Origin of the sequence: Gemmobacter fulvus (assembly GCF_018798885.1) — a bacterium.
Taxonomy (GTDB): domain Bacteria; phylum Pseudomonadota; class Alphaproteobacteria; order Rhodobacterales; family Rhodobacteraceae; genus Gemmobacter; species Gemmobacter fulvus.
In genome coordinates, this window is record NZ_CP076361.1 from 1194062 (window position 1) to 1217912 (window position 23851).

The window sequence follows — 23851 nt, forward strand, 5'->3', positions numbered from 1 at the left end:
GGACGGGCGCGGTTTCCAGTCACTCTGCCGGGACCACGCTCCAGCCATCGCCGCCCGACAGCCGCGTCTCGTTGCCCGCCGAGGGATGGCGCGGGATCAGCAGCGCCAGCAGGAACGAGGTCGCGGCCATGCCTGCCGCCAGCCCGAAGACCGCACCGGGCGACGTCACCCACAGATAGCCCAGCCCCGCCGGCAGAAACACCGCCGCGATATGGTTGATGGTAAAGGCCACCGCCGCCGTGGGGGCCATATCTGCCGGATCCGCGATCTTCTGGAAATAGGTTTTCTGCGCGAAGGACATCGCGAAGAACAGGTGATCCACCACATAAAGCGTTGCCGCCAGCCAGACACCCCAGTCGAACCAATACAGCCCGCCATACAACACGAACACACAAAACAGCCCGCCATATTCCACCAGCATCGAGGCCTGTTCGCCAAAACGCGAGATGAAGCGGCCGAGATAGGGCGCAATCAGCATATTGGCGAGGAAGTTGATCAGCATCAGCGCCGTCACCTGTTCCACACCGAAGCCGAATTTCTCCACCATCATGAAGGCGGCGAAGACCACGAAAATCTGCCGCCGCGCCCCTGCCATGAATTGCAGCGCATAATACAGCCAATAGCGGCGGCGCAGCACCAGATGGCGGTTCTGCGGATGCGGGGCTTCAAACTGCGGATAGGCGAACAGGCAGAACAGCGCGATCAGCACACAGGCCCCGCCCGAGGCCAGATAGACGGTGTTATAGCTCAGTTCGAACGCCCGCCATGTCAGCACGATCAGCGCATAGGCCACCAGCGAGGCCGCCGAGCCGATGGCCACGATCCAGCCGATCACGCGTGGGGCGCGGGCACGGTCGATCCATTGCAGTTGCAGCGACTGGTTGACCGTTTCGAAATAATGAAACCCGATCGAGGACAGCAGCGTGATCACCATGATGCCGCCCAGGCTCGGGAACCAGGCCGTGACAGCGGTGGCAGCGCCCAGCAGGATCAGCATCACTGCCGCCAGCACCTGTTCGCGGAACAGCAGCAGGATGGCGATCACCACCACCGCCAGCAGCCCCGGAATCTCGCGCACCGTATGGAGCCAGCCGATCTCGACGCCGGTAAAACCGGCGCGTTCGATCACGAAATTGTTCAGCAGTGCCGACCAGGTGGAAAACGCCAGCGGCATCGCGGCGGCCATCAGGAACAACAGGAACACGGGCCTGCGCCAGACGGGCAGGGTTTGTGCGGCAGCGAGAGGGATTGTGCGCAGGGTCATGGCAAAGTTCTACGCCTGTGCCCGAGATCGGGCGAGGACAGAATTGTTCCCGGCACAATTCCCCGTTGTGCAGCCCGCCGCGCTCAGAAAAAGCTCTGCGGATCAATGTCCACCGCCACCCGCAGATTGGCGGGCGGTTTCAGCTGGCCCACCCATTCGGCCAGCGCCGCCTGCAAGGGCACGCCCTTGTCGGCCTTGACCAGCAGCCGCACCCGATGCCGTCCGCGCACCCGCGCGATGGGGGCCGGGGCCGGGCCAAAGACCTGCGCGCCGATCCGGCGCAGCGGGCCGTCGCGGCGGGCAAGCTCGCCGCCGAAATCGAACACCTTCTGCACATCCGGCCCCGACAGGATGACGCCTGCCATCCGGCCATAGGGCGGCACACCTGCCGCGCGCCGCTCTGCCGCCTCGGCCCGCCAGAACGCCTCTTCATCGCCGCCCAGAATGGCACGGATCACCGGATGCTCGGGCTGGTGACTTTGCAGCAGCGCCACGCCACGCCGCTCGCCGCTGCGCCCGGCCCGCCCGGCCACCTGCCGCATCAGTTGAAAGGTGCGCTCTGCCGCGCGCAGATCGGAGCCTTGCAGGCCCAGATCGGCGTCAATCACCCCGACCAGCGTCAGCAGCGGAAAGTTATGGCCCTTGGCCACGATCTGCGTGCCGATGATGATATCCGCCCCGCCCTGCGCGATGGTTTCGATCTGCGCCTTCAGCGCGCGCGCCGATCCGAACAGATCCGAGGACAAGACCGCCACACGGGCTTCCGGAAAGCGCGCCGTCACCTCTTCGGCCAGCCGCTCCACCCCCGGCCCGACCGGGGCCATCCGGCCTTCGACCTTGCAGTCCGGGCAGGCGGTGGGCACGGGTTTGGTGGCCCCGCATTGGTGGCAGACCAGCCGCTTCAGAAAACGATGCTCCACCATGCGCGCGTCGCAATGGTCGCAGCCCACCTGATGCCCACAGGCGCGGCAGATGGTGACCGGGGCAAACCCCCGGCGGTTGAGGAACAACAGCGCCTGCTCCCCCGCCGCCACCCGCGCCGTCACCGCCTTGGCCAAAGGCTCTGAAATCCAGCGGTCGGCGGCCAGACGTTCGGCACGCATGTCGATGGCGCGCATCTCGGGCAGTTCTGCCGCGCCATAGCGCGCGCCCAGATCCAGCCGGGTATATTTTCCCTGATCGGCATTGACCCAGGATTCCAGCGAAGGCGTGGCCGAGGCCAGCACCACCTGACAGCCACAGATCGCCGCCCGCAGCACCGCCATGTCGCGCGCATTGTAAAGCACGCCCTCTTCCTGCTTGTAGGAGGTGTCGTGTTCCTCATCGACCACGATCAGACCCAGGTGTTGAAACGGCAGGAACAGCGCCGATCTTGCGCCGACCACCATCTGCGCGGCACCCTGCCCCACCATTTTCCACACGCGGCGGCGTTCGGTCATGGTGACGCCGCTGTGCCATTCGGCAGGGCGCGCGCCGAAGCGCGCCTCGACCCGGGTCAGGAACTCGGCCGTCAGCGCGATTTCCGGCAGCAGCACCAGCGCCTGCCGCCCATGGCGCAGACATTCGGCCACCGCCTCCAGATAGACTTCGGTCTTGCCGGAGCCGGTGACGCCTTTCAGCAGCGTGGTGCCATAGCCGCCCTGCGCCACCGCCGCCACCAGCGCATCGCCCGCCGCCACCTGATCGCCCATCAGCCGCGCCGTGCCCGCCGGGTTCAGCGATGGAAACGGCAGATCGCGCGGGGCGTCCTCTTCGGCAATCACCCCGAGCGTGACCAGCCCCTTGACCACCGATGCCGTGCAGGACGCCGCCTCGCACAATTCGGCCAGCGTCACCGAAGCCCCGCCATAATCGCGCAGCGCCTCGATCACGCGCAGCCGCGCATCGGTCAGCTTGTTCGGCGCAGGCCCGGCAAGGCGGTAGATGCGCCGCGTGCCCGGTGCCGCCCCCAGCCCCGGCGTGCGGGTGGCAAGGCGCAGCATCGCGGACAAGGGGGTCAGCGTGTAATCGGCAGCGCGCGTCAGGAAGCTGCGCAATTCATCGCGCATCGGCGGAGCGTCCAGCACGCGGCTGATACTGCGCAGCTTGGCCATGTCAAAGCTGCCATCGCCTTGCCCCCAGACAACCCCCAGCACCTTGCGGGGCCCCAGCGGCACTTCGACAAAATCGCCGCTGCCACAGCCGCCCTCCGGCGCACGGTAATCCAGCACCCGCCCCAAAGGCTCGGCTGTCAGCACGCCGACCCGCTCCCCTGCGCCAAACACCCGATCCACCCTGCCGCCTCTCTTTCACTACGCACACTCTTGGGCTAATACGACCGCGAGAGCGCCTGCAACCCTGCATCGAACCCAGAGGACAGCCCAGATGAAATTCTTCGTCGATACCGCCGATGTCGCGGCAATTTCCGAACTCAACGACCTTGGCATGGTCGATGGTGTCACCACCAACCCGTCGATCATCCTGAAATCCGGCCGTGACATTCTGGAAGTCACCAAAGAAATCTGCTCCATCGTGTCTGGCCCGGTGTCGGCCGAAGTGGTGGCGATGGAAGCCGATGCCATGATCGCCGAAGGCCGCAAACTGGCCGAGATCGCGCCGAACATCACCGTGAAAGTGCCGCTGACCTGGGACGGGCTGAAGGCCTGCAAGGTGCTGTCGGGCGAAGGCAAGATGGTCAATGTCACCCTGTGCTTCAGCGTCAATCAGGCACTGATCGCCGCCAAGGCCGGCGCCACCTTCATTTCGCCCTTCATCGGCCGTCTGGACGACATCAACCTCGATGGGATGGAGCTGATTTCCGACATCCGTCAGGTCTATGACAATTACGGGTTCGAAACGCAGATCCTCGCCGCTTCGGTGCGGACCGCCAACCATGTCACGCAATGCGCCTTGGTCGGGGCCGATGTGATGACCGCACCGCCTGCGGTCATCAAGGCGCTGGCCAGCCATGTGCTGACCGACAAGGGTCTGGACCAGTTCGCCAAGGATTGGGCGAAAACCGGCCAGAAGATCCTGTAACTGAAAGACGTTCCGGGTGCGGCCTCAGCCGCGCCCGGCCCTCTGGTCCGACAGCGCCAGCCACAGGCGCACCAGCGCCACTTCGGCGGTCTCGGCACCGCCATTGCCCACGCCCGCGCGCCACAGCGCCTCGCCCGCCGCATAGGCTCCTTCGGCAAGTCCGCCCGCCTCGCATTGGCTGACCGCGCGCAGCGCGCACCCCCGCGCAACCGCCGCCGTCAGCACCGCCGCCATCGCCGGATCCCCCATCATCGTGCCCGCGCCGAACACGCGCAGCACCGCGCCGTCCAGTTCAGCCAGCATCGCGGCCAGCGCCGACGCTGGCAGGCCCGGCGTCAGCGTGAGGATCGCCAGCCGCAGATCGGCAAAATGGCGCGGGCGGAACGGGCCCGGATCGGACTGTTGCGGCACCACCCGAAACGCATCGGCCTCCGAGGCATGATGTTTCACCAGCCCCGATGCAGGCATCAGCCGCCCGGCAAAGGCCAGCCAGACCCCAGCCTGCCCCCCTTGCACCGCCTGCAAGGCCAGCGCCAGATTGGCTTCGGCATCGCCGCCCATGCCCAGCGGCGTCATCGACCCGCACAGGACCACCGGCATGGCAATGCCCGCCAGAGCCGCCGACAGCGCCGCGCCGGTGAAGGCCATCGTATCGGTGCCATGCGTCACAAGCACGCCATCGCCCTGCCAGTCTGCCACAGCATCGGTGATCCGGTTCCAGTCGGCAGGGCCGATGTCGGCGCTGTCCACCAGCGGATCAAAGGCCAATACCTCGACCGTCAGCGCCTCGGGTGCCAGCGCCTGCAACGCCGCCTCGACCAACCCCGCTGCCGGGCGCAGCCCCTCCGGGCCGGGCGCCATGCCGATTGTTCCCCCGGTATGCACCACCAGAATCCGTGCCATCTGCCCCTCCCCTGCGCCCGATTGACGGGGCCGGGATTTAGCAGCAAATCAGCGCCACGCAAACCCGCCAGACCCGTTACAGAATTTTGGGGCAATCCCCCGCAAAGCCTGCTAGGCTTGTGGGCAAAAGAAAGAGGCAGAGACGGCATGATCGAACCCGACCTGCGCGACCGCATCCTGGCGGAGCCGGAAGTCATCCTTGAGGACCGCGACCTGATGCGCGCCCTGATCGCCGCGAATGAACGCGCGATGGGCAGCAATATCGTCGACCTGCGCGGCATTGCGATGGAGCGGCTGGAAAACCGGCTGGACCGGCTGGAGGACACCCACCGCACGGTGATCGCCGCCGCCTATGAAAACCTTGCAGGCACCAATCAGGTGCATCGCGCCATTCTGCAAATGCTCGACCCGCTGAGCTTTGAGGAATTCCTCAAAAGCCTTGCCGGGGATGTCGCGCAGACGCTGCGGGTGGATTGCATCCGCCTTGTGCTGGAATCGGTGCAAGAAGCCGATGACCCGGCGCTGCGCCGCCTGGGCGAGGTGCTGTTCGTGGCCGAGCCGGGCTTTATCGCGGAATATCTGAGCGCGGGGCGCAATGTCAGCCTGCGCCCGGTGACGCTGCGCCAGACGGTGCCGACCTCGGATCTGATCTATGGTGACCGCGCGGGCTGGATCCGGTCCGAAGCGCTGATGCGGCTGGATTTCGGCAAGGGCCGCCTGCCGGGGCTACTGGTGATGGGATCGGAAGACCCGCATCACTTCAAGCCGATCCATGGCACCGATCTGCTGGCGTTTTTCGCCGGCGTGTTCGAGCGGACGATGCGCCGCTGGCTGTCTTGAGCGCCGCCAATACATTGGCAATCTCGCCTGCGGCCCGTGACGCGCTGCAAGGCTGGCTGACCCATATCCGCGCACTGGATGGCCGCGCCGCCCAGACGGTCACGGCCTATGCGGGCGATGTGTCGGGCTATCTGGCCTTTCTGGCGCAGCACCGCGGTGGCACCGAAGGGCTTGCGGCGCTGACCAGCGTGCCATTGTCAGATCTGCGGGCCTGGATGGCCCATGAACGCGGGCGGGGCGTATCGGCCCGGTCGCTTGCGCGCGCGCTGTCGGCGGTGAAGGGCTTCACTGCCTGGCTTGCGGATCGGCAGGGTGCGGATGCCACGGCCGTCCTGTCAGCCCGCGCGCCGAAATTTCAACGCAAACTGCCCCGCCCGCTGAGTGTGGATGCCGCAAGCGACGTGCTGGACACGGTGGGCGATGACGCGCGCGAACCCTGGGTGGCCGCGCGTGACATGGCAGTGGTCACGCTGCTTTATGGCTGCGGCTTGCGGATTTCCGAGGCGCTGGGGCTGACCGGGGCCGATCACCCGCTGCCCGAGGTGCTGCGCATTCTGGGCAAGGGCGGCAAGGAACGGCTGGTGCCGGTACTGCCCGCCGCCCGGCAGGCGGTCAGCCGCTATGCCGCACTCTGCCCGTTTGACCTGACGGCGGAGGCGACGCTGTTTCGCGGCACGCGCGGCGGCCCGTTGAACCCGCGCCTGATTGCCGCCGCGATGGAACGCACGCGCAACCGGCTGGGCCTGCCCTCCACCGCCACGCCCCATGCGCTGCGCCACAGCTTTGCCACTCATCTGCTCAGCGCCGGGGGCGATCTGCGCGCGATCCAGGAATTGCTGGGCCATGCCTCGCTGTCGACCACGCAGGCCTATACGGCTGTCGACGCGGCCCGGCTGATGGAGGTCTATGAAAAGGCGCATCCGCGCGCCGGAACACGCGCCTGAACGGTTGCTTTTTGAGTCGGGATGAAGGATCACAATTCAATGTCATTGCGTCTCAAAGCCCTGTCCGTCCATTTGTTCACCGCCACCGGCGCCGTTCTGGCCATGCTCGCCATGCTCGCCGCTGTCGATGGCAAATGGGATATGATGTTCCTGTGGCTGGTGGTGGCCCTGGTGGTTGACGGGCTGGATGGCCCGCTGGCTCGCCGCTATGACGTCAAGGCGAACTGGCCCACCTATGACGGCGTGCTGCTGGATCTGATCATCGACTATCTGACCTATGTGTTCATCCCGGCCTTTGCGCTGTTTCAATCAGGCTTGCTGCCCGGCTGGACCGGCTGGGCCGCGATCATCGTGATCACCTATGGGTCTGCCGTATATTTCGTCGATACCCGCATGAAAACCAAAGACAATTCCTTTGCGGGCTTCCCGGCCTGCTGGAACATGTTCGTGCTGGTGATGTTTGCGCTGCGCCCGGACGAGACGATCATTCTGGCCTTTGTCGCGCTGCTGACGGTGACGATGTTCACCAATTTCAAGTTCATCCATCCGGTGCGCACCGAACGCTGGCGCGAGATCAGCCTGCCGGTCGCTCTGGCCTGGACGTTCTTTGCCGGCTGGGCCGCATGGGTGGATTTTCATCCGGCAAGCTGGGCGCATTGGGGGCTGGTGCTGACCTCGCTCTACCTGACCTTCGCAGGGATCGTGCAGGAGATGCTGCCGCAGCGGCCCAAACGGATTTCCTGAACCTAGGCGTGCCGCTCACAGCCGGGTGGTGATGACCCCCGCCACGATCATCACTGCCGCCAGCGCCTTGTCGCGCGTCATCCGCTCGCCGAACCACAGCCATCCGATCAGCACCGCAAACAGGATCGAGGTTTCGCGCAGCGCCGCCACCACGGCAATCGGCGCGATGGTCATCGCCCAGATCGAAATCGCATAAGCGCCATAGGAGGCCAGCGAGGCAAAACTGCCCATCGCCCAGGCCTTCGGGCTGGAGGGATAGACGCTGCGCCCGCGCAGCGCCGTCATGCCAAGCGTGAAGATCAGCCCATCCACCACAAAGACCCAGGCGACATAGGCCACCGCATCGCCCGACACCCGCGCGCCCAGCCCGTCGATCAGGGTATAGGCGGCGGTCGCCACCGCCGATCCCAGCGCGAAAGGCAGCAGCTTGCGGCTTTCCCCATCGGTGAACACGCCCCGCGCCATCAGGGCGATACCCGCCGCCAGCAGCCCGATCCCGGCATATTGCATGGTGGTGATGGCATCGCTCAGCAGGGCGGCCCCGACCAGCGCCACGATCATCGGCGCCGCCCCCCGCGCAATGGGATAGACCCGGCTCAGATCACCGCGATCATAGGCAAAGGTCAGGAAGGTCTTGTAAAAGAAATGCGTGCAGCCCGCCGCGATGACCCAGGGCCAGACTTCGGCTGCGGGCAGTGGGCGGCTGGCGGCAATGGCAAGGCCGATCGGGATTTCGGCCACCGACAGGATCACCATCGCCCCGATCTTGGAGGTGCCCAGCTTGATCAGCGCATTCCACAGCGCATGAAGAAAGGCCGCGCCCAGAACCGCCAACAGAACCCAGAAACTCACGCTTGCGCCCTCCGCCTGATCGGTCTTGCCTAGGCGGTGACGCAGGCGGCTGCAATGCGGTTTGCGACAGATCTGTCCCGAACAGACCGGCCGCGGCGGATCAGATCAACAGCCCCGCCGCCCCTTCGTGGCGCAGCAGCGCCACTTTGGTTTCCACCCCGCCCGGCGCGGAAAATCCGCCCAGACCAGCGCGGCCCAGCACCCGATGACAGGGGATCAGGATCGGCAGCGGATTGGCACCGCAGGCCTGCCCCACCGCCTGCGCGGGACTCCCTACGATCCTGGCAAGGTCACCATAGCTGCGGGTTTCGCCCAGCGGAATCGCGGCCATGGCACGGCGCACCGGCGCATGGATGCCCTGCCCCCAGTCCAGCGGCAGATCAAATTCGGTCAGACACTTGTCGAAATAGGCGGCGATCTGGCGCAGCGCCTCGGTGAGCAGCGGTGTGGCGGCCCCCTGCCCCGGATGCCAGTCCAGATGGGTCAGAACGCCATCGCATTCGCGCAGCGACACCGGGCCGAACGGGGTGATCAGGGTCGCGCTCACATCCGCACTCCGGCCCAGAGGGGACCGGGCGGACAATCCCGCCCGGCCATTTCAGCCTCAGCCCAGCGCCGCGTTGCAGCGGGCGCAGGTATGCGGATGTTTGTGGCTGTTCACATCCGGCAGGATCTGCCAGCAGCGCTGGCATTTTTCGCCCTCGGCCAGTTCGAACACCACCGCAACCCCCGGCACTTCCGGCAGGCGGAACGCCTCGGCAGGTTCGGGATCTGCGGTGATCTGGATGCCGGAGGTGATGCAGAGATTGGCGAAATCGACCGATTTCAGGGCTTTCACCGTCTCGGCATCCTGCACATGTACCACGGGCGCGGCTTCCAGCGAAGCCCCGATCACCTTGGCCGTGCGCTGCACCTCCAGCGCTGCCGTCACCACCCGGCGCACCTGCCGGATCTGCGCCCATTTCGCCGCCAGCGGCTCGTCGAGCCAGTCTTTCGGCGTGTCGGGCATGTCTTGCAGATGCACCGACGACCCGGCTTCGGGGAAGCGGCAGAGCCAGACCTCTTCCATCGTGAACACCAGCACCGGCGCAAGCCAGGTGGTCAGCCGGTGGAACAGGATGTCCAGCACGGTGCGCGCAGCGCGGCGGCGCAGGCTGTCGGGCGCGTCACAATACAGGCTGTCCTTGCGGATGTCGAAATACACCGCCGACAGATCGACCGTGCAGAAGGTGAACAGCTTCTGGAACACGCCCTGGAAATCATAGGCGGCGTAGCCCTTGCGCACCTCGGTATCCAGTTCGGCCAGCCGGTGCAGAACCCAGCGCTCCAGCTCCGGCATATCCGCCGGGGCGACCTTTTCCGACTCGGTGAAGCCCGCAAGGTTGCCGAGGATGAAGCGCACCGAATTGCGCAGACGGCGATAGCTGTCGGCCACGCCTTTCAGGATCTCTTTGCCGATGCGCAGATCGACGGTGTAATCGGCCTGCGCCACCCAGAGCCGCAGGATGTCGGCGCCGTATTCGTCGATCACCTGCTGCGGGGCCACGGTATTGCCCAGCGACTTGGACATTTTCATGCCCTTCTCGTCGAGCGTGAAGCCATGGGTCAGCACACCGCGATAGGGCGCGCGGCCCTTGGTGCCGCAGGCTTGCAGCATCGAGGAATGGAACCAGCCGCGATGCTGGTCGGTGCCTTCCAGATAGAGGTCGGCAAGGCCGTCCTCGCTGCCATCCGCGCGGTCACGCAGCACGAAGGCATGGGTCGAACCAGAGTCGAACCACACGTCCAGCACGTCAAAGACCTGTTCATAATCCGACGGATCGACGATGCCATCCAGCATCCGTTCCTTGAATCCTTGCACATACCAGACATCCGCGCCCTCGGCCTCGAAGGCGGCGCTGATGCGGGCATTGACCTCGGCATTGCGCAGCAGGAAATCCGCGTCGGTGGGTTTTGCACCCTTCTTGGTGAAGCAGGTCAGCGGCACACCCCAGGCGCGCTGGCGCGACAGCACCCAGTCGGGCCGCGCCTCGATCATCGAATGCAGGCGGTTGCGCCCGGTCACCGGCGTCCATTGCACCAGCTGGTTGATCGAATTCAGCGCCCGTTTGCGGATCGTATCGCCATAGGTGTTCATGCCGTCGTCCAGCGGCTTGTCGATGGCGACAAACCATTGCGGCGTGTTGCGATAGATCAGCGGTGCCTTGGACCGCCAGCTGTGCGGATAGCTGTGCTTGAGCTTGCCCTTGGCAAACAGCGCCCCCGCGCCATGCAGCGCCTTGATGTTGGAGACGTTGGCCGGGCCTTCCTTGCCATCCGGGTTGATGATCGCCTGCCCGCCGAACAGCGGCAGATCGGCGCGATAGGATCCGTCCGCCTCGACGTTATAGGTCATCGGCAGGCCGAATTTCAGACCCATCTGATAGTCGTCATCGCCATGGCTGGGCGCGGTATGCACAAAGCCGGTGCCCGCATCATCGGTGACATGATCGCCGGGCAGCATGGGAACGTCGAAATCCCATTCCTTGTTTTCGGCAAGACCACGGTAAGGGTGTGCCAGCGCCACGCCTTCAAAGGCCGAGGTCGGTACATCGCCCACACGCGTGAACCCGGAGACCTTGGCCGCCCCCATCACGGCTTCGGCCAGCTTGTCGGCCAACACCAGAACTTCACCGACAAGGGCCGTCGCGTTTTCCGCCACAGCATCAACACGATAGGCACCATAGGCGATGGTGGGGTTATAGGAGACAGCGCGGTTTTGCGGGATCGTCCACGGGGTCGTGGTCCAGATCACAACGCTTGCCCCCTCCAAAGCGCCATCCTGCGGCTTGAACCGCACCCAGATCGTGTGGCTGGTATGGTCGTGATACTCTACCTCGGCCTCGGCCAGTGCGGTCTTTTCCACAGGCGACCACATGACCGGCTTCGAGCCCTGATAGAGCGAGCCGTTCATCAGGAATTTCATGAATTCCTCGGCGATCACCGTTTCGGCGTGGTAATTCATCGTCAGATAGGGGTCGGCCCAATTGCCGGTCACGCCCAGACGTTTGAACTCCTCGCGCTGGATGTCGATCCAGCCTTCGGCAAACTTGCGGCATTCCTGCCGGAAGGCGACAACATCCACATCGTCCTTGTCCAGCCCCTTGGCGCGGTATTGCTCTTCGATCTTCCATTCGATCGGCAGGCCGTGGCAATCCCAGCCGGGCACATAGCGCGCATCGCGGCCCATCATCTGCTGGCTGCGCACGACCATATCCTTCAGCACCTTGTTCAGGGCATGGCCGATATGCAGATGGCCATTGGCATAGGGGGGGCCGTCATGCAGGGTAAAGGGTGCCCGCGCCCCGGGCTGGGCCGCGGCCTTTTCGCGCAGACGGTCATAGATGCCGATCTCGGCCCAGCGGGCCAGCCATGCCGGTTCGCGGGCGGGCAGGCCTGCGCGCATCGGGAATTCGGTTTCGGGCAGAAAGACGGAATTGCGGTAATCGGGAGCAGTGGTTTCAGGCGTATCGGCGCACATCTTGGGCGATCCTTGAACTTCGGCTTGCGGCGCTGCGGGCCGCGGGAATGGCTCGTAACCCGGCGGCTGAGGTCAGCGCGCCGGGCCGATAATTCGGTGACTCAATCTGGGCCCGGCCTGGCGGGCGATCTGCGCGTCTCGCGGTGTCATGGCGGCCTTATACGCGGGGGCGCAGCGCGGGTCCAGCCTTGCGCCTTATGGAAAAACGGGCTTGCAGCGCGGGTCAAGGCATAGCAGCAAGCGGGTATGAACATCACGATTGCGATCATCGGTGCCGGCATTGGCGGGCTTGGCTTTGCGGCACTGGCGGCGGCGGCGGGCCACAGGGTGCAGTTGTTTGAACGCTTTGCGCAGGCGGCGCCGGTCGGGTCTGGCCTTGTGGTGCAGCCGGTCGGGCTGGCGGTGCTGGACCGGATCGGCGCGGGCGCCGAGGCGCGCAGTCTTGGCACGCCGCTGCACCGGATGCTGGGCCATGCGCAGGGTCTGCGCCGCCCGGTGCTGGATGTCAGCTACCGCGCCGATGCGGCCGGTCTGGCGATGCACCGCGCCAGCCTGTTCCATGTGCTGTGGCAGGCCGCGATGGCATCGGGGGCCGAGGTGATCACCGGGGCCACCGTCAGCGCAGCGCCCCTGCACGGCAGCGGGCGGCGGGTGGTTCTGGCCGATGGGCGCAGCTTTGGCCCCTTCGATCTGTTGGTCGATGCCTCGGGCGCGGGGTCAGTTCTGTCGCCGCTCAGGCCGCGCAGTCTGGGCTATGGCGCGATCTGGGGCACCGTGCCCTGGCCCGAGGCAACGCCCCTGCCGCCGGATCAGCTGCGCCAACGCTATCGCGGGGCGGCGCAGATGATGGGGGTGCTGCCGGTCGGGCAGATGCCGCAGGATCCGCAGCGCCGCGCCGCCGTGTTCTGGTCTTTGCCGCTGGGCCAGATTGCCGCCTGGCAGGCCGCGCCGCTGGACGACTGGAAGGTGGAGGCCGAGCGGCTCTGGCCCGAGGTCGCGCCGTTTCTGACGACGATCACCCGCCATGACCAGATGACCCCGGCGCGCTATAGCCATGGCAGCCTGCGCCGCCCCTACGCGACAGCCCTTGCCTTCCTTGGCGATGCCGCCCACCGCGCCAGCCCGCAACTGGGACAGGGGGCGAATATGGCCCTGCTGGATGCCATGGCGCTGGCACAGGCGCTGCGGATGCAGCCGCTGGCCGATGCCCTGCCCGCCTATGCCGCGATGCGCCGCTGGCACCTGCGGCTGTATCAGGGCATGAGCGCGCTGTTCACCCCGATGTATCAAAGCGGCAGCACCCTGTTGCCGCCGATGCGCGACCATCTTCTTGCGCCGTTTTCCCGCGCGCCGCTGGTGCGCGGGATCCTGACGCGGCTGGTCTCGGGCGATCTGATCCCGCCACTGGCGGGCCAGATCTTTCCCTGAGACATCCCGCCGCCTTGCCCCCCGCCCGCAAAAGGCGCATCGCTGGGGCGCGCAACCAGAGGCCCCCCCATGACCGCCTTCCCCCCACGCTTTTTTGTCACCGCCGATCAGATCGACGCACAGGTTGCCGCCTTTTATGCCGCCGTGCGCACCCATCCGCAGCTTGGCCCGGTCTTTGCCGGGCATGTGACCGACTGGCCAGAACATGAGGCGAAAATCGCGCGGTTCTGGCGCAATGCCATCCTGCGCGAAGGCGTTTATGACGGATCACCGATGATGGCGCATCGGCAGGCAGGGGATGTGAAGTCGGCGCACTTCCCGCTCTGGCTCGATCTGTTCGACGCCACGTTGCAGCGCACCCTGCCGCCTGAGGCCGCAGCGGCATGGTCGGCCATGGCGCATCGCATCGGGCGGGCGCTGGCGATGGGAGTGGAAGAGGCGCGCCGCCCCTCAGGTGCCGTCCCGCGGTTCTGACATCGCCCCCTTGGCCCAGCGGTTCAGCCAGGCCAGCCCCGCCAGCGACAGGCCAAGCCCGGCGAAACTGACCACGCGGGTCAACCCGGTCAGCCCCGCCGCATCCAGCAGGAACACCTTGGCCACCGTCAGCGCAATCACCGCCATGGCGATGCGCTGCAACCGAAGGTCGCGCCGCGCCAGCGCCTGCCACAGCAGCGCCGCCCCGGTCAGAAGCATCGCGACGGTATAGCTGTAAAGCTCGCCCTGCTTCACGCCCGGCGCGCCCAGCCAGTCGCCCTGCCACAGTCGCCGGATCTCCAGCCCGGCATACAGCGTGACCAGCGCCGCACCGAGGCCGAGGAACAGCAGCCGCAGCTGACGCGGCAATGCCAGCTTGTGCGCGGCGATCAGCAGCATCAGCCCCGGCACCGCATAGGCCAGCGCAAGGCTGTCCAGCACCAGCGGCCCGCGCACAAGCATTGCGGCATCTTCGGCCCAGGTGCTGAACAGCGGATTGACCGGCCCGACCGCCAGCGCAAATCCCCCCGCCGCCAGCAGCCCCGCCAGCGCGGCAAGGCCCAGCCGCAGCGGGCGCAACAGCCCGCCCAGCGCGGCGCGGTGCAGTTGCGTCAGCATCAGGATCAGCCAGGGCAGCGCGTTCAGCGCCAGCCCCCAGTGGCTCTGCGTCCAGTCGGGGTGCAGGCTCGGATCCTCGGGCAGCAGGGCACGGGTCAGCGCCACATTCGCCGTCAGCGCGGCAAAGGCGAAACCGGCGCTTTCCAGCACGCCGCGCGGCAAAATACGCGCCTCAGGCAGCAGGCGCAGCGCGACAAAGGCAGCCAGCGCCGCACCACCATAGGCCAGTAGCGCCGGTGTCAGCGGCGCATAGAGCGCCCAGTCCAGCCCCGGATCGGCGATCAGCCGATAGGAGATCAGCGCCGAACCGGCTTGCAGGAACCAGCCCATCTCCGGCAGATTAAACCGCCGGTCCAGCGCCGCCGCCACGATCAGCAGCACGGCCAACGCCAAAGTCAGCGCCGCAGCCGAGGTGATGAGAAACAGCGCCAGCGCCATCAGGGACAGGGCCGACAGCGTGGCCCAGGCGGCGCGGCGATGGTTGCCCGCATCCAGCCCGGCAAAGCGCAGCGCAAAGCCGACCATCAGCCCGGCCAGCGCAATCACCTGCAAAGCCCAGGGGTAGGCCCCGATCACCGCGGCAGGCTGCCAAAGCAGCTCCAGCAGCAACGCCGCCACCGGGGCCACCAGAACCGCCCCCAGCGCCATCGGCAAGGCCATGACCCCGCCCCGGAACGCGCGCAGCGCAGCGCCAAGGCTGATGACCGTCGCCAGCCCCAGCAGGATCGTCACGGTCCAAGGCGCGTCGGTTTCCAGCGGGCGCAGCGCAATGGCCTGCGCGGCGAACTCCCAGATCAGCCCTTCAGCCACGGCCAGTTTGGCCAGAAAAGCCAGCGCCGGAACCCCGGCCAGATCGGCCAGCCCCTCGGCCCGGTCGGCCCAGAGCAGCAGGAGCAGGCAAAGCCCGGCCAGCAACGCAAAGGCCAAGAGCGCCAGCGTGCCCTCGGCCCCGACCAGTGTCAGCCCCACCGATGTCGCCGCGACCGCACCCGCCGCCAGCCGCACCGGAAAGCCCGGCCAGATGCCATCGCGTCGCCACAGCGCCATGGCAACGCAAGGCCCTTCGTGGTCGGGGATCAGGCTGCGCTGCGGCACGGTGATCGCCAGCAGCGCCAGTGCCAGCAGCGCGGCAAGCCAGCCCGCATCCCCCGCCCCCAACTGCGCCATCAGCGCCGTGCCGACATAACCCAGCCCCAGCGCCAGCACCGAAACCCAGGCCCAGCGCCGGATCGCATCCACCGCCAGCCCGGTTGCGGCAATCAGCAGGTAATAGCCGTAAAGCCAGGGCGCCGCGTCGCCGCCCCCCGCCACCAGAAACGGCGTGACCGCCGCACCGATCAGCCCGATCGCTACCAAAAGCGGCCCATGCCGCCAGCCAAGGCCGATCGCGCCCAGTGCCGTCAGCACCAGCCCGGCAAAGGTCAGGCCGGGGCCATAAAGCCCATACATCAGACGCCCCGCCGTGATGCCCGCGAACACCGCCACCAGCCCGGCCCCGCTGAACACCGAAGGCAGATAGGCAGTGGCCGTGCCCGCCGCATCGCCCCAGCGGCGGCGCAGCCATTCGCCCGCGCCGATCAGCGCCAGCCCGAACAGGATCGCGGCGGCCACACGGGCCGGGGGCGGCAGCAGACCGCGCTCCACCCCATATTGCACAAAAAACACCCCGGCGAGGGCGAGTGACAGGGCCGACACCGCATAGACCCAGTTCTCGCGCAGCCAGACCATCAGCCGCGCCGCCGTTTCGGCGCGGATCACCAGCGGGCGGTTCTGATCGGGGGGGGCCATGTCGGGCAGCGGCGGCGCGTCTGCCTGCACCATCGCCGCAACCGGGGCGACAGCCGCCTTCGCCCGATCCCAGGGCGAAGGGATGGCGGGCTGTTCAACGGGCAGCGGCGCGGGGGGGGCCGCGTCCGCTGGCATCTGCGGATGCAGGGCGCGGCCGGCCAGCGCCTCGGCCAAACGCATCTCCAGCTCGGCCACGCGACGGCGCAGATTGGCCTGCCCGATCCAGAGCAGGATCACACCAATGGGCACCGCCAGCAGGGCAAGCCCCAGCAAAACAAGCAAAGTTTCCACGGCCCAGCCCTCCACCACTCTGCCGGATACTGTGCCCGAGCCGTGTGCAGAACACCAGTCAGGACTTCCCGACCCCTTCACCGCCGCTGCGGAAGGTGTCGCGGTCGAACAACCCCGCCAAGGCTCGGCCCATCAGATTGGTCACTTTGGGGCGCGCGGCGGCATGGAACGGCAGCGGGCGGCACAACTCCATCGCGGCGAGACCGACCCGCGCCGTCAGCGCCCCATTCACCACCCCTTCGCCAAAGCGGCGCGAGACCTTGGACAGAAGCCCGCCCCCGGCAACCGAGCCGATCAGATCATCGGTCAAGGCCACCGCCCCGGTCGCCACCAGATAGGTGAACACCCGGCGCAGCAGGCCCCAGCTGGCAAACCCACCCGACCGACCGCCGTAAATCTCCGCAATGCGGCGGATCATGCGCAGATTGGCGAAAAGCGCCGCCGCCACATCGGCCAGCGCCATCGGCACCAGGGCCGTCACCGTGGCCACCTGCCGCGCCGCGCCCTCGATCTCGCGGCGCACCCGGTCATCCAGCGGCTGCAAGAGCGCCTGTTCGGTCAGATCGAGCATCCCGTCGGCGTCGAACAGATCGCCCTTGCGCGCGGCGATGCGCGCCACCGCCTCGGCCAGTTCGGGGCGGTGGCGATAGAGGGCGACCACACCGTCGCTGACGCTGCGTGCCGCCGCCAGATCCTGCGCCCCGCGCGCCGCCAGCGCCCGTTCGCGCAGGCTGTCCAGCCGGGCAAGCCGCAGATAGGCCCCCCATTCGCGCAGCGCCAAGGCCAGCGCCAGCGCCACAAACACCACCGTCAGCCCCAGCGCGATGCTGCCCAGCATCGGGTTGCGCGCCATCAATTGTGCCACGAAATCATAGGCCGCCACCGACAGCACAAAGCTGAACAACGCGCCAAAGGCCCAAAGCACCGCCTTCAGCAAGGGCGAGGCGCGGCGGCGGGTGATCTGCGCTGCCGCCAGCATGGCGCGCCCCTCGGGCGAGGCTTCGGGCACCGGCGGGGCCAGCCCCGGGTCGGCGGCAGCCGCGCTGTCAAGATCAATCAACACCGGGCGGCGCAGGGGAGGCAGATCATCGGTCACAGCCGGTCTCCGATCAGAAATTCCGCCGCCCGATCCAGCCGGATATGCGGCGGGCCATCGCCTTGGCTCAGGGTGATGCGGGCGGGGGCAAAGCTCATCAGCGCGAAATCGGCATCCAGCCAGCGCGCCGCCCCTTCGCGGGCGGGCGACAGCAGCCGTGCCGGATCGGCGGGCAATTCGCCCGGATACATCGCCGCCTGCTTGCCCGTCGACATCAGCCGCCCGCGCACGACATCCAGCGCCTGCCCGTCCCGCTCCACCCGGTCTTCCACCGTGGCACGCAGGCCCGCCAGCGACATCGCCGCCACCTCGGCCCCCGCAAAGGCGGCGCGGTCGCGCGCATCGCGCACCATCGCCTGCATGATGGCGGTCAACTGCCCATGCTGGCTGTGATGCAGATGGTCGGCCTTGGTCGCGGCAAACAGGATCTTTTCCACCCGTTTGCCCAGCAGGATCTCGGACAGAAAGCCGTTGCGACCGGGCCGGAACGACCCCAGAATTTCGGCCATGGTGCGGCGCAGATCCTCCAGCGCCCGTGGCCCGGCATGAATCGCCCCCAGCACATCGACCAGCACAACCTGCCGGTCGATGCGCGAAAAATGGTCGCGGAAAAACGGCTTCACCACCTTGATCTTATAGGCCTCGTAGCGGCGCTCCATCTCGCGCCACAAGCTGCCCCGGCCATGGCTTGCGGGCAGCGGCAAAGGTGCAAAGGTCAGCACCGGACTGCCCGCCAGCTCGCCCGGCAGCAGGAACCGCCCCGGCGTGCAATCAGACCAGCCCGCCGCCCGCGCCGCCTGCAAATAGGCGGTAAAGGCCGCCGCCAGCGCCTGTGCGCGCGGCTCGTCCAGCGGCAAGGCCCCGTCTTCGGCGCGGGCAATGGCCAGAAATTCGGCCCCTTCGGCCCGTTTGGCCAGCCGCGTCAGCGTGTCTTCGGCCCAGTCGGCATAGGTTTTGTCCAGCAGCGCCAGATCCAGCAGCCATTCGCCCGGATAATCGACAATATCCAGATGCACGGTCTGCGCCGACATCAGCCCGGCAAACATGCCCTGCGGTTTCACCCGGAACGACAGGCGCAGTTCCGACACCGCGCGCGTGCTGTCAGGCCAGCGCGGATCATCGCCGGTCAGCGCCGCCAGATGCCCCTCCACGTCAAAGCGCGGCAGGGTGTCATCGGGTTGCGGCTGCAAATAGGCGGCCTCGATCCGCCCCGCTGCTTCAGCCTGCAATTGCGGCATCCGGCCCCGGTCCAGCAGATTGGCCACCAGCCCGGTGATGAACACCGTCTTGCCCGCGCGCGACAGGCCAGTCACCCCCAGACGCACCACCGGATCGGTGAACGGGTCGGTGACGGTGGCGACAAGCCCTTCCAGACTGCGGCTGAGTTGATCGGTAAAATCGCTGATCGCCAAAACGCGCCCCTTATGCTGTCCGGTGAACATAAGCACCGGCAGCGGCCTTGGGTAGGGCCTCTGCCCGTCCTCGCGGCGCGCGGGTCATGCAAAGGGCCGGAGAATGCTCTCCGGCCCTGAGGTCATGTGGTTCGGATCACTCACTCCGCCGCTTCGGCATAGCTTTCAAGCGGCGGGCAGGTGCAGATCAGGTTGCGATCGCCATAGACATTGTCGACCCGGCCCACGGGCGGCCAGTATTTGTCCACCCGGAAAGCCCCCGGCGGGAAACAGCCCTGTTCGCGCGAGTATTTGCGCGTCCAGTCGGCCACCAGATCGTTCACCGTATGCGGGGCGTGGCGCAGCGGGCTGTCTTCGGCGCTGATCTCGCCCGCCTCGACCGCCTTGATCTCGGCCCGGATCGCCAGAAGTGCGGTGATGAAACGGTCGATCTCGGCCTTGGTTTCGCTTTCGGTCGGCTCCACCATCAGCGTGCCTGCCACCGGCCAGCTCATCGTCGGGGCGTGGAAGCCGTTGTCGATCAGGCGTTTGGCAATGTCATCCACCGTCACGCCCGCTTCGGCGAAGGGGCGGGTATCGAGGATGCACTCATGCGCCACGCGGCCCCGGTTGCCCATGAACAGCACCTCATACGCGCCACGCAAGCGTGCGGCGATGTAATTGGCGTTCAGGATGGCCACGCGCGTCGCCTGGGTCAGCCCCGGCCCGCCCATCATCAGGCAATAGGCCCAGGAGATCAGCAGGATCGATGCCGAGCCATATGGCGCCGCAGACACCGGGCCTTCGGCCCCGCCGGTTTCCGGGTGGCCGGGCAGATAGGGTGCCAGATGCGCCTTCACGCCGATCGGACCCATGCCGGGACCACCGCCGCCATGCGGGATGGCAAAGGTCTTGTGCAGGTTGAGGTGGCTGACATCGCCGCCGATCTCGCCCGGTTTCACCAGCCCGACCATGGCATTCATGTTCGCGCCGTCGATATACACCTGCCCGCCGTGGCTGTGGGTGATGTCACAGATTTCGCGGACGGTTTCTTCGAACACCCCATGGGTCGAGGGATAGGTGATCATGCACGCGGCCAGATTGGCCCCTGCCGCCGCCGCCTTGTCGCGGAAATCCTCCAGATCCACATCGCCATTGGGCGCGGATTTCACCACCACCACCTTCAGCCCGACCATCTGCGCCGAAGCCGGGTTGGTGCCATGTGCCGACACCGGGATCAGACAGATGTCGCGATGCCCTTCGCCGCGCGCGCGGTGATAGGCCTGAATGGTCAGCAGCCCGGCATATTCGCCCTGCGCACCCGAGTTGGGCTGCATTGACATGGCATCATAGCCGGTGATCTCGCAGAGCTTCGCCGCCAGATCGTCAATCGCCTCCTTATACCCCAGCGCCTGATCGAACGGCGCGAAAGGATGCAGAGAGCCGAACTCGGGCCAGGTGATCGGCATCATTTCGGCGGCGGCGTTCAGCTTCATGGTGCAGGAGCCCAGCGGGATCATCGCCCGGTCCAGCGCCAGATCGCGGTCGGACAGGCGGCGCATGTAGCGCATCATTTCCGATTCCGCCCGGTTCATGTGGAACACCGGATGCGTCAGCACCTCGGACCGGCGCAGCATCTCGGCGGGGAAACCCAGATCGCCCTCGGCGGGCGGCGCTTCGTGAATGCCAAAGGCGCGCAGCACGCGGCGCAGCACATCTTCGTCCGTCGTCTCGTCGAGGCTGATGCCGACGTGATCCTGCCCCACCTTGCGGAAGTTCAGCCCCTCCAGCCGCGCGGCGGCCAGAATTCCAGCCTGCCCCACGCCCACCTCGACGGTGATCGTGTCAAAGAAGGCCTTGGGCGGCAGCGTGGCCCCGGCGTCGCGCAGCGCCTTGGCCAGCCGGATGGTATAGCTGTGCACCCGTTCGGCAATGGCGCGCAGGCCTTTCGGCCCATGGAAAACCGCATAGAAGCTGGCCATCACCGCCAACAGGGCCTGTGCGGTGCAAACGTTCGAAGTGGCCTTTTCGCGGCGGATATGCTGCTCGCGGGTTTGCAGGCTCAGCCGGTAGGCCTTGTTGCCATGCGCATCAATCGACACACCGACAATCCGCCCCGGCATCGCGCGTTTCAGATCGTCGCGGCAGGACATGAAGGCGGCATGCGGCCCGCCATAGCCCATCGGCACGCCAAAGCGCTGCGCCGAGCCGACGGCGATATCCGCCCCCATCTCGCCCGGTGCTTTCAGCATCATCAGCGCCAGCAGATCGCTCGCGACCACGGCGATGGCCTTGGCGGCATGGAGTTTTTCAATCCACGGCGTCAGGTCGCGCACATGGCCCCAGGTGCCCGGATACTGGAAGATCGCGCCAAATACCGAGGCGGGATCCATGTCATCCGGGTCGCCCACGACAATCTCGATCCCCAGCGGCAGGGCGCGGGTGCGGATCACGGCGATGGTCTGCGGGTGGCAATGTTCATCGACAAAGAAGGCGCGCGCCTTCGATTTGGCGCTGCGCTCGGCCATGGTCATCGCCTCGGCGGCGGCAGTCGCCTCGTCCAGCAGGCTGGCATTGGCCACCGGCAGCCCGGTCAGATCGGCCACCATGGTCTGATAGTTCAGCAGCGCCTCAAGCCGTCCCTGCGCGATTTCCGGCTGATAGGGGGTATAGGCGGTATACCAGGCCGGGTTTTCCAGAATATTGCGCTGGATCGCGGGCGGGGTGACGGTGCCGTAATAGCCCTGCCCGATCAGCGAGGTCATCACCTTGTTCTTCGCCGCCACAGCCCGCATCTTGGCCAGCAACTCATGCTCGGCCAGCGGGGCCCAGGTCAGCGGCTTGCCTTGCCGGATGGTCGCGGGAATGGTTTCTTCGATCAGCTGATCCAGCGTGGCCACCCCCACCGCTTTCAGCATCTCGTCCATTTCGGCCGGCGACGGGCCGATATGGCGACGATTGGCAAAATCATAGGGATCATAGTCGGTCGGGGTAAAGCTCATGGCATCCTCCGGGTGTGACAAACCGGGCGGGCGCAGAACGCCCGCCGATCTTTATCATAAAATCAAAGCCTTGTCGGCGATTAGCCAATCAGCTCGTTATACTCGTCTTCATCCATGAAGTCGTCGAGCACGCTGAGGTCATCCAGCTTCATCTTGAAGAACCACGCCTCGCCGGTGGCATCCTCGTTCACCAGACCCGGATTGTCGGCCAGCTTGTCATTCACCATGACAATCTCGCCATCCACCGGGGCCAGAATATCCGAGGCCGCCTTGACGCTTTCGATCACCACAACTTCGTCGCCCGCGGCAACCATTGTTTCGATTTCGGGCAGTTCAACAAAGACCACATCGCCCAATTGCGTCGCGGCATGTTCGGTGATGCCGACCACGACCAGATCGCCCTCGACGCGCAGCCATTCATGTTCCTGGGTGTATTTCATCGGGAGATCCTCATCTCAGCGTTTGTAGGTTGTCGGGTTGAACGGCATCGGGGCCACCGTCACCGGCAGCGCCTTGCCCCGCACGTCGCCGGTCAGCGCCGTGCCAATCTCTGAAAAGGCGCGGGCCACATAGCCCATCGCCACCGGCGCCTCGACCGAAGGGCCGAACCCGCCCGAGGTCACCTGCCCAACGGGGGTGCCATCCGGGGTGGCGAGCGCAACACCTTCGCGCATCGGGGCCCGCCCATCGGGGCGCAGGCCAACGCGCACCCGCTCTGGCCCCTCCGCCAGTTCGTGCAGAATGCGCGCGGCACCGGGGAAGCCGCCTTCGCGGGCGCCACCCGCGCGGCGCGCCTTCTGGATCGCCCAGGTCAGCCCCGCCTCGACCGGGCTGGTGGTCGTGTCAATGTCATGGCCATACAGGCAGAGCCCCGCTTCCAGCCGCAGACTGTCGCGCGCGCCAAGCCCGATCGGTGCCACCGCCGCCTGCGCCAGCAGCGCCCGGGCAAAGCCCTCGGCCCCGCCCTGCGGCACCGAAATCTCGAACCCGTCCTCGCCGGTATAGCCAGAGCGCGAGATCCACAGCGCCCCGAACACCGTGTCGATCACCGCCACATCCATGAACCGCATCGCAGCGGCCTGCGGCACCAGAGCGGCCAGCGCCGCCTCGGCGCCCGGGCCCTGCAACGCCAGAAGCGCGCGGTCCGTTACCGGCACCACCTCGGTCGTGTCCGACAGATTCGCCTGCATATGGGCAATGTCCGCCGCCTTGCAGGCCGCATTGACCACAACAAACAGATGGTCGCCGCGGTTGGCAAACATCAGATCATCCAGAATCCCGCCGGTGTCATTGGTGAACAGCCCATAGCGTTGCCGCCCTTCGGCCAGCCCCAGCACATCCACCGGCATCAGCGCCTCAAGCGCCCGCGCCGTGGCCTCATAGCTGCCTTTGGGCCGCAGGATCACCTGCCCCATATGGCTCACGTCGAACAGCCCGGCCTGCGCGCGGGTGTGCAGATGTTCCTTCATCACGCCAGACGGATATTGCACGGGCATTTCATAGCCCGCAAAGGGCACCATCTTGCCCCCGAGTTCCACATGCAGGTCATGCAGACCCAAGCGTAAAAGGTCGCTCACGCGCCCCTCCTCTTCCGCCGGCCGTAACGCAATCCGGCACCGATCAGACAGGCCAATCCCTGTCCCACGATGCCCCCTCTGTCCTTACCCTTGCGGGTGCC

18 protein-coding genes are annotated in these 23851 nt (G+C 66.6%); 6 read left to right on the top strand and 12 right to left on the bottom strand.

All coding sequences use genetic code 11. The annotated features are described in order from the left end of the window. Nucleotides 1–19 precede the first annotated feature (19 nt). Together KM031_RS05895 and KM031_RS05900 are read right to left on the bottom strand one after the other, a co-directional pair. The gene (locus KM031_RS05895) at nucleotides 20–1264 is read right to left on the bottom strand and encodes an MFS transporter (protein ID WP_215503602.1); all 1245 of its coding nucleotides are present in this window, start codon (nucleotides 1262–1264) and stop codon (nucleotides 20–22) included. Nucleotides 1265–1347: 83 nt separating this feature from the next. Next, the gene (locus KM031_RS05900) at nucleotides 1348–3537 is read right to left on the bottom strand and encodes a primosomal protein N' (RefSeq protein ID WP_215503603.1); all 2190 of its coding nucleotides are present in this window, start codon (nucleotides 3535–3537) and stop codon (nucleotides 1348–1350) included. 91 nt (nucleotides 3538–3628) lie between these two features. Between KM031_RS05900 and fsa the strand changes: the two genes are divergently transcribed. Beyond that, nucleotides 3629–4282 carry a fructose-6-phosphate aldolase gene (gene fsa / locus KM031_RS05905; RefSeq protein ID WP_215503604.1) on the top strand — a complete coding sequence of 218 codons (654 nt, stop codon included), beginning with the start codon at nucleotides 3629–3631 and terminating at the stop codon, nucleotides 4280–4282. Between the two features lie 24 nt (nucleotides 4283–4306). Here fsa and KM031_RS05910 read toward each other — a convergent pair whose 3' ends face one another. Next, the gene (locus KM031_RS05910) at nucleotides 4307–5185 is read right to left on the bottom strand and encodes an asparaginase domain-containing protein (protein ID WP_215503605.1); all 879 of its coding nucleotides are present in this window, start codon (nucleotides 5183–5185) and stop codon (nucleotides 4307–4309) included. Between the two features lie 147 nt (nucleotides 5186–5332). Between KM031_RS05910 and KM031_RS05915 the strand changes: the two genes are divergently transcribed. Genes KM031_RS05915 through KM031_RS05925 form a run of 3 tightly spaced genes read left to right on the top strand, consistent with a single transcriptional unit; the run spans nucleotide 5333 to nucleotide 7713 of the window. Further along, on the top strand, nucleotides 5333–6025 hold the full coding sequence (locus KM031_RS05915) for a DUF484 family protein (protein ID WP_215503606.1): 693 nt from the start codon (nucleotides 5333–5335) through the stop codon (nucleotides 6023–6025). Beyond that, nucleotides 6022–6969, top strand: coding sequence for a tyrosine recombinase XerC (locus tag KM031_RS05920; RefSeq protein ID WP_215503607.1), 948 nt, complete (start codon nucleotides 6022–6024; stop codon nucleotides 6967–6969). Before KM031_RS05915 ends, KM031_RS05920 begins: the two co-directional genes overlap by 4 nt. Before the next feature lie 39 nt (nucleotides 6970–7008). Further along, complete coding sequence (locus KM031_RS05925) at nucleotides 7009–7713, top strand: CDP-alcohol phosphatidyltransferase family protein (protein WP_215503608.1); 705 nt, start codon at nucleotides 7009–7011, stop codon at nucleotides 7711–7713. Between the two features lie 15 nt (nucleotides 7714–7728). On the opposite strand, the gene KM031_RS05930 is transcribed toward KM031_RS05925, so the two are convergent. The 3 genes from KM031_RS05930 to ileS all read right to left on the bottom strand — a co-directional run bounded on the left by KM031_RS05930 (nucleotide 7729) and on the right by ileS (nucleotide 12085). Further along, a complete protein-coding gene (locus tag KM031_RS05930; protein WP_215503609.1) occupies nucleotides 7729–8565 on the bottom strand; it encodes a DMT family transporter in 837 nt (278 codons plus the stop codon). A 100-nt stretch (nucleotides 8566–8665) separates the two neighbouring features. Continuing rightward, entirely contained in the window at nucleotides 8666–9112 is a 447-nt protein-coding gene (locus KM031_RS05935) for a methylated-DNA--[protein]-cysteine S-methyltransferase (protein ID WP_215503610.1), read from the bottom strand. A gap of 57 nt (nucleotides 9113–9169) precedes the next feature. Further along, the gene (ileS, locus tag KM031_RS05940; protein ID WP_215503611.1) at nucleotides 9170–12085 is read right to left on the bottom strand and encodes an isoleucine--tRNA ligase; all 2916 of its coding nucleotides are present in this window, start codon (nucleotides 12083–12085) and stop codon (nucleotides 9170–9172) included. Between the two features lie 246 nt (nucleotides 12086–12331). On the opposite strand from ileS, the gene KM031_RS05945 reads away from it, so the two are divergent. Both KM031_RS05945 and KM031_RS05950 read left to right on the top strand, forming a co-directional pair. Beyond that, complete coding sequence (locus KM031_RS05945) at nucleotides 12332–13513, top strand: FAD-dependent oxidoreductase (protein WP_215503612.1); 1182 nt, start codon at nucleotides 12332–12334, stop codon at nucleotides 13511–13513. A 69-nt stretch (nucleotides 13514–13582) separates the two neighbouring features. Beyond that, the gene (locus KM031_RS05950) at nucleotides 13583–13987 is read left to right on the top strand and encodes a group III truncated hemoglobin (RefSeq protein WP_215503613.1); all 405 of its coding nucleotides are present in this window, start codon (nucleotides 13583–13585) and stop codon (nucleotides 13985–13987) included. On the opposite strand, the gene KM031_RS05955 is transcribed toward KM031_RS05950, so the two are convergent. The 6 genes from KM031_RS05955 to gcvT all read right to left on the bottom strand — a co-directional run bounded on the left by KM031_RS05955 (nucleotide 13964) and on the right by gcvT (nucleotide 23750). Further along, the gene (locus tag KM031_RS05955) at nucleotides 13964–16684 is read right to left on the bottom strand and encodes a DUF2339 domain-containing protein (RefSeq protein WP_215503614.1); all 2721 of its coding nucleotides are present in this window, start codon (nucleotides 16682–16684) and stop codon (nucleotides 13964–13966) included. The genes KM031_RS05950 and KM031_RS05955 overlap by 24 nt on opposite strands. Nucleotides 16685–16742: 58 nt before the next feature. After that, on the bottom strand, nucleotides 16743–17780 hold the full coding sequence (locus KM031_RS05960) for a YcjF family protein (protein ID WP_260692116.1): 1038 nt from the start codon (nucleotides 17778–17780) through the stop codon (nucleotides 16743–16745). Next, nucleotides 17777–19192 (bottom strand): YcjX family GTP-binding protein, encoded by a 1416-nt coding sequence (locus KM031_RS05965; protein WP_371879007.1) that lies wholly within the window; start codon nucleotides 19190–19192, stop codon nucleotides 17777–17779. The genes KM031_RS05960 and KM031_RS05965 overlap by 4 nt, the downstream gene beginning before the upstream one ends. Before the next feature lie 140 nt (nucleotides 19193–19332). Further along, nucleotides 19333–22173 carry an aminomethyl-transferring glycine dehydrogenase gene (gene gcvP, locus KM031_RS05970; protein ID WP_215503615.1) on the bottom strand — a complete coding sequence of 947 codons (2841 nt, stop codon included), beginning with the start codon at nucleotides 22171–22173 and terminating at the stop codon, nucleotides 19333–19335. A gap of 80 nt (nucleotides 22174–22253) precedes the next feature. Further along, the gene (gene gcvH / locus KM031_RS05975) at nucleotides 22254–22613 is read right to left on the bottom strand and encodes a glycine cleavage system protein GcvH (protein WP_215503616.1); all 360 of its coding nucleotides are present in this window, start codon (nucleotides 22611–22613) and stop codon (nucleotides 22254–22256) included. Between the two features lie 15 nt (nucleotides 22614–22628). After that, complete coding sequence (gene gcvT, locus KM031_RS05980) at nucleotides 22629–23750, bottom strand: glycine cleavage system aminomethyltransferase GcvT (RefSeq protein ID WP_215503617.1); 1122 nt, start codon at nucleotides 23748–23750, stop codon at nucleotides 22629–22631. Nucleotides 23751–23851: the final 101 nt, after the last annotated feature.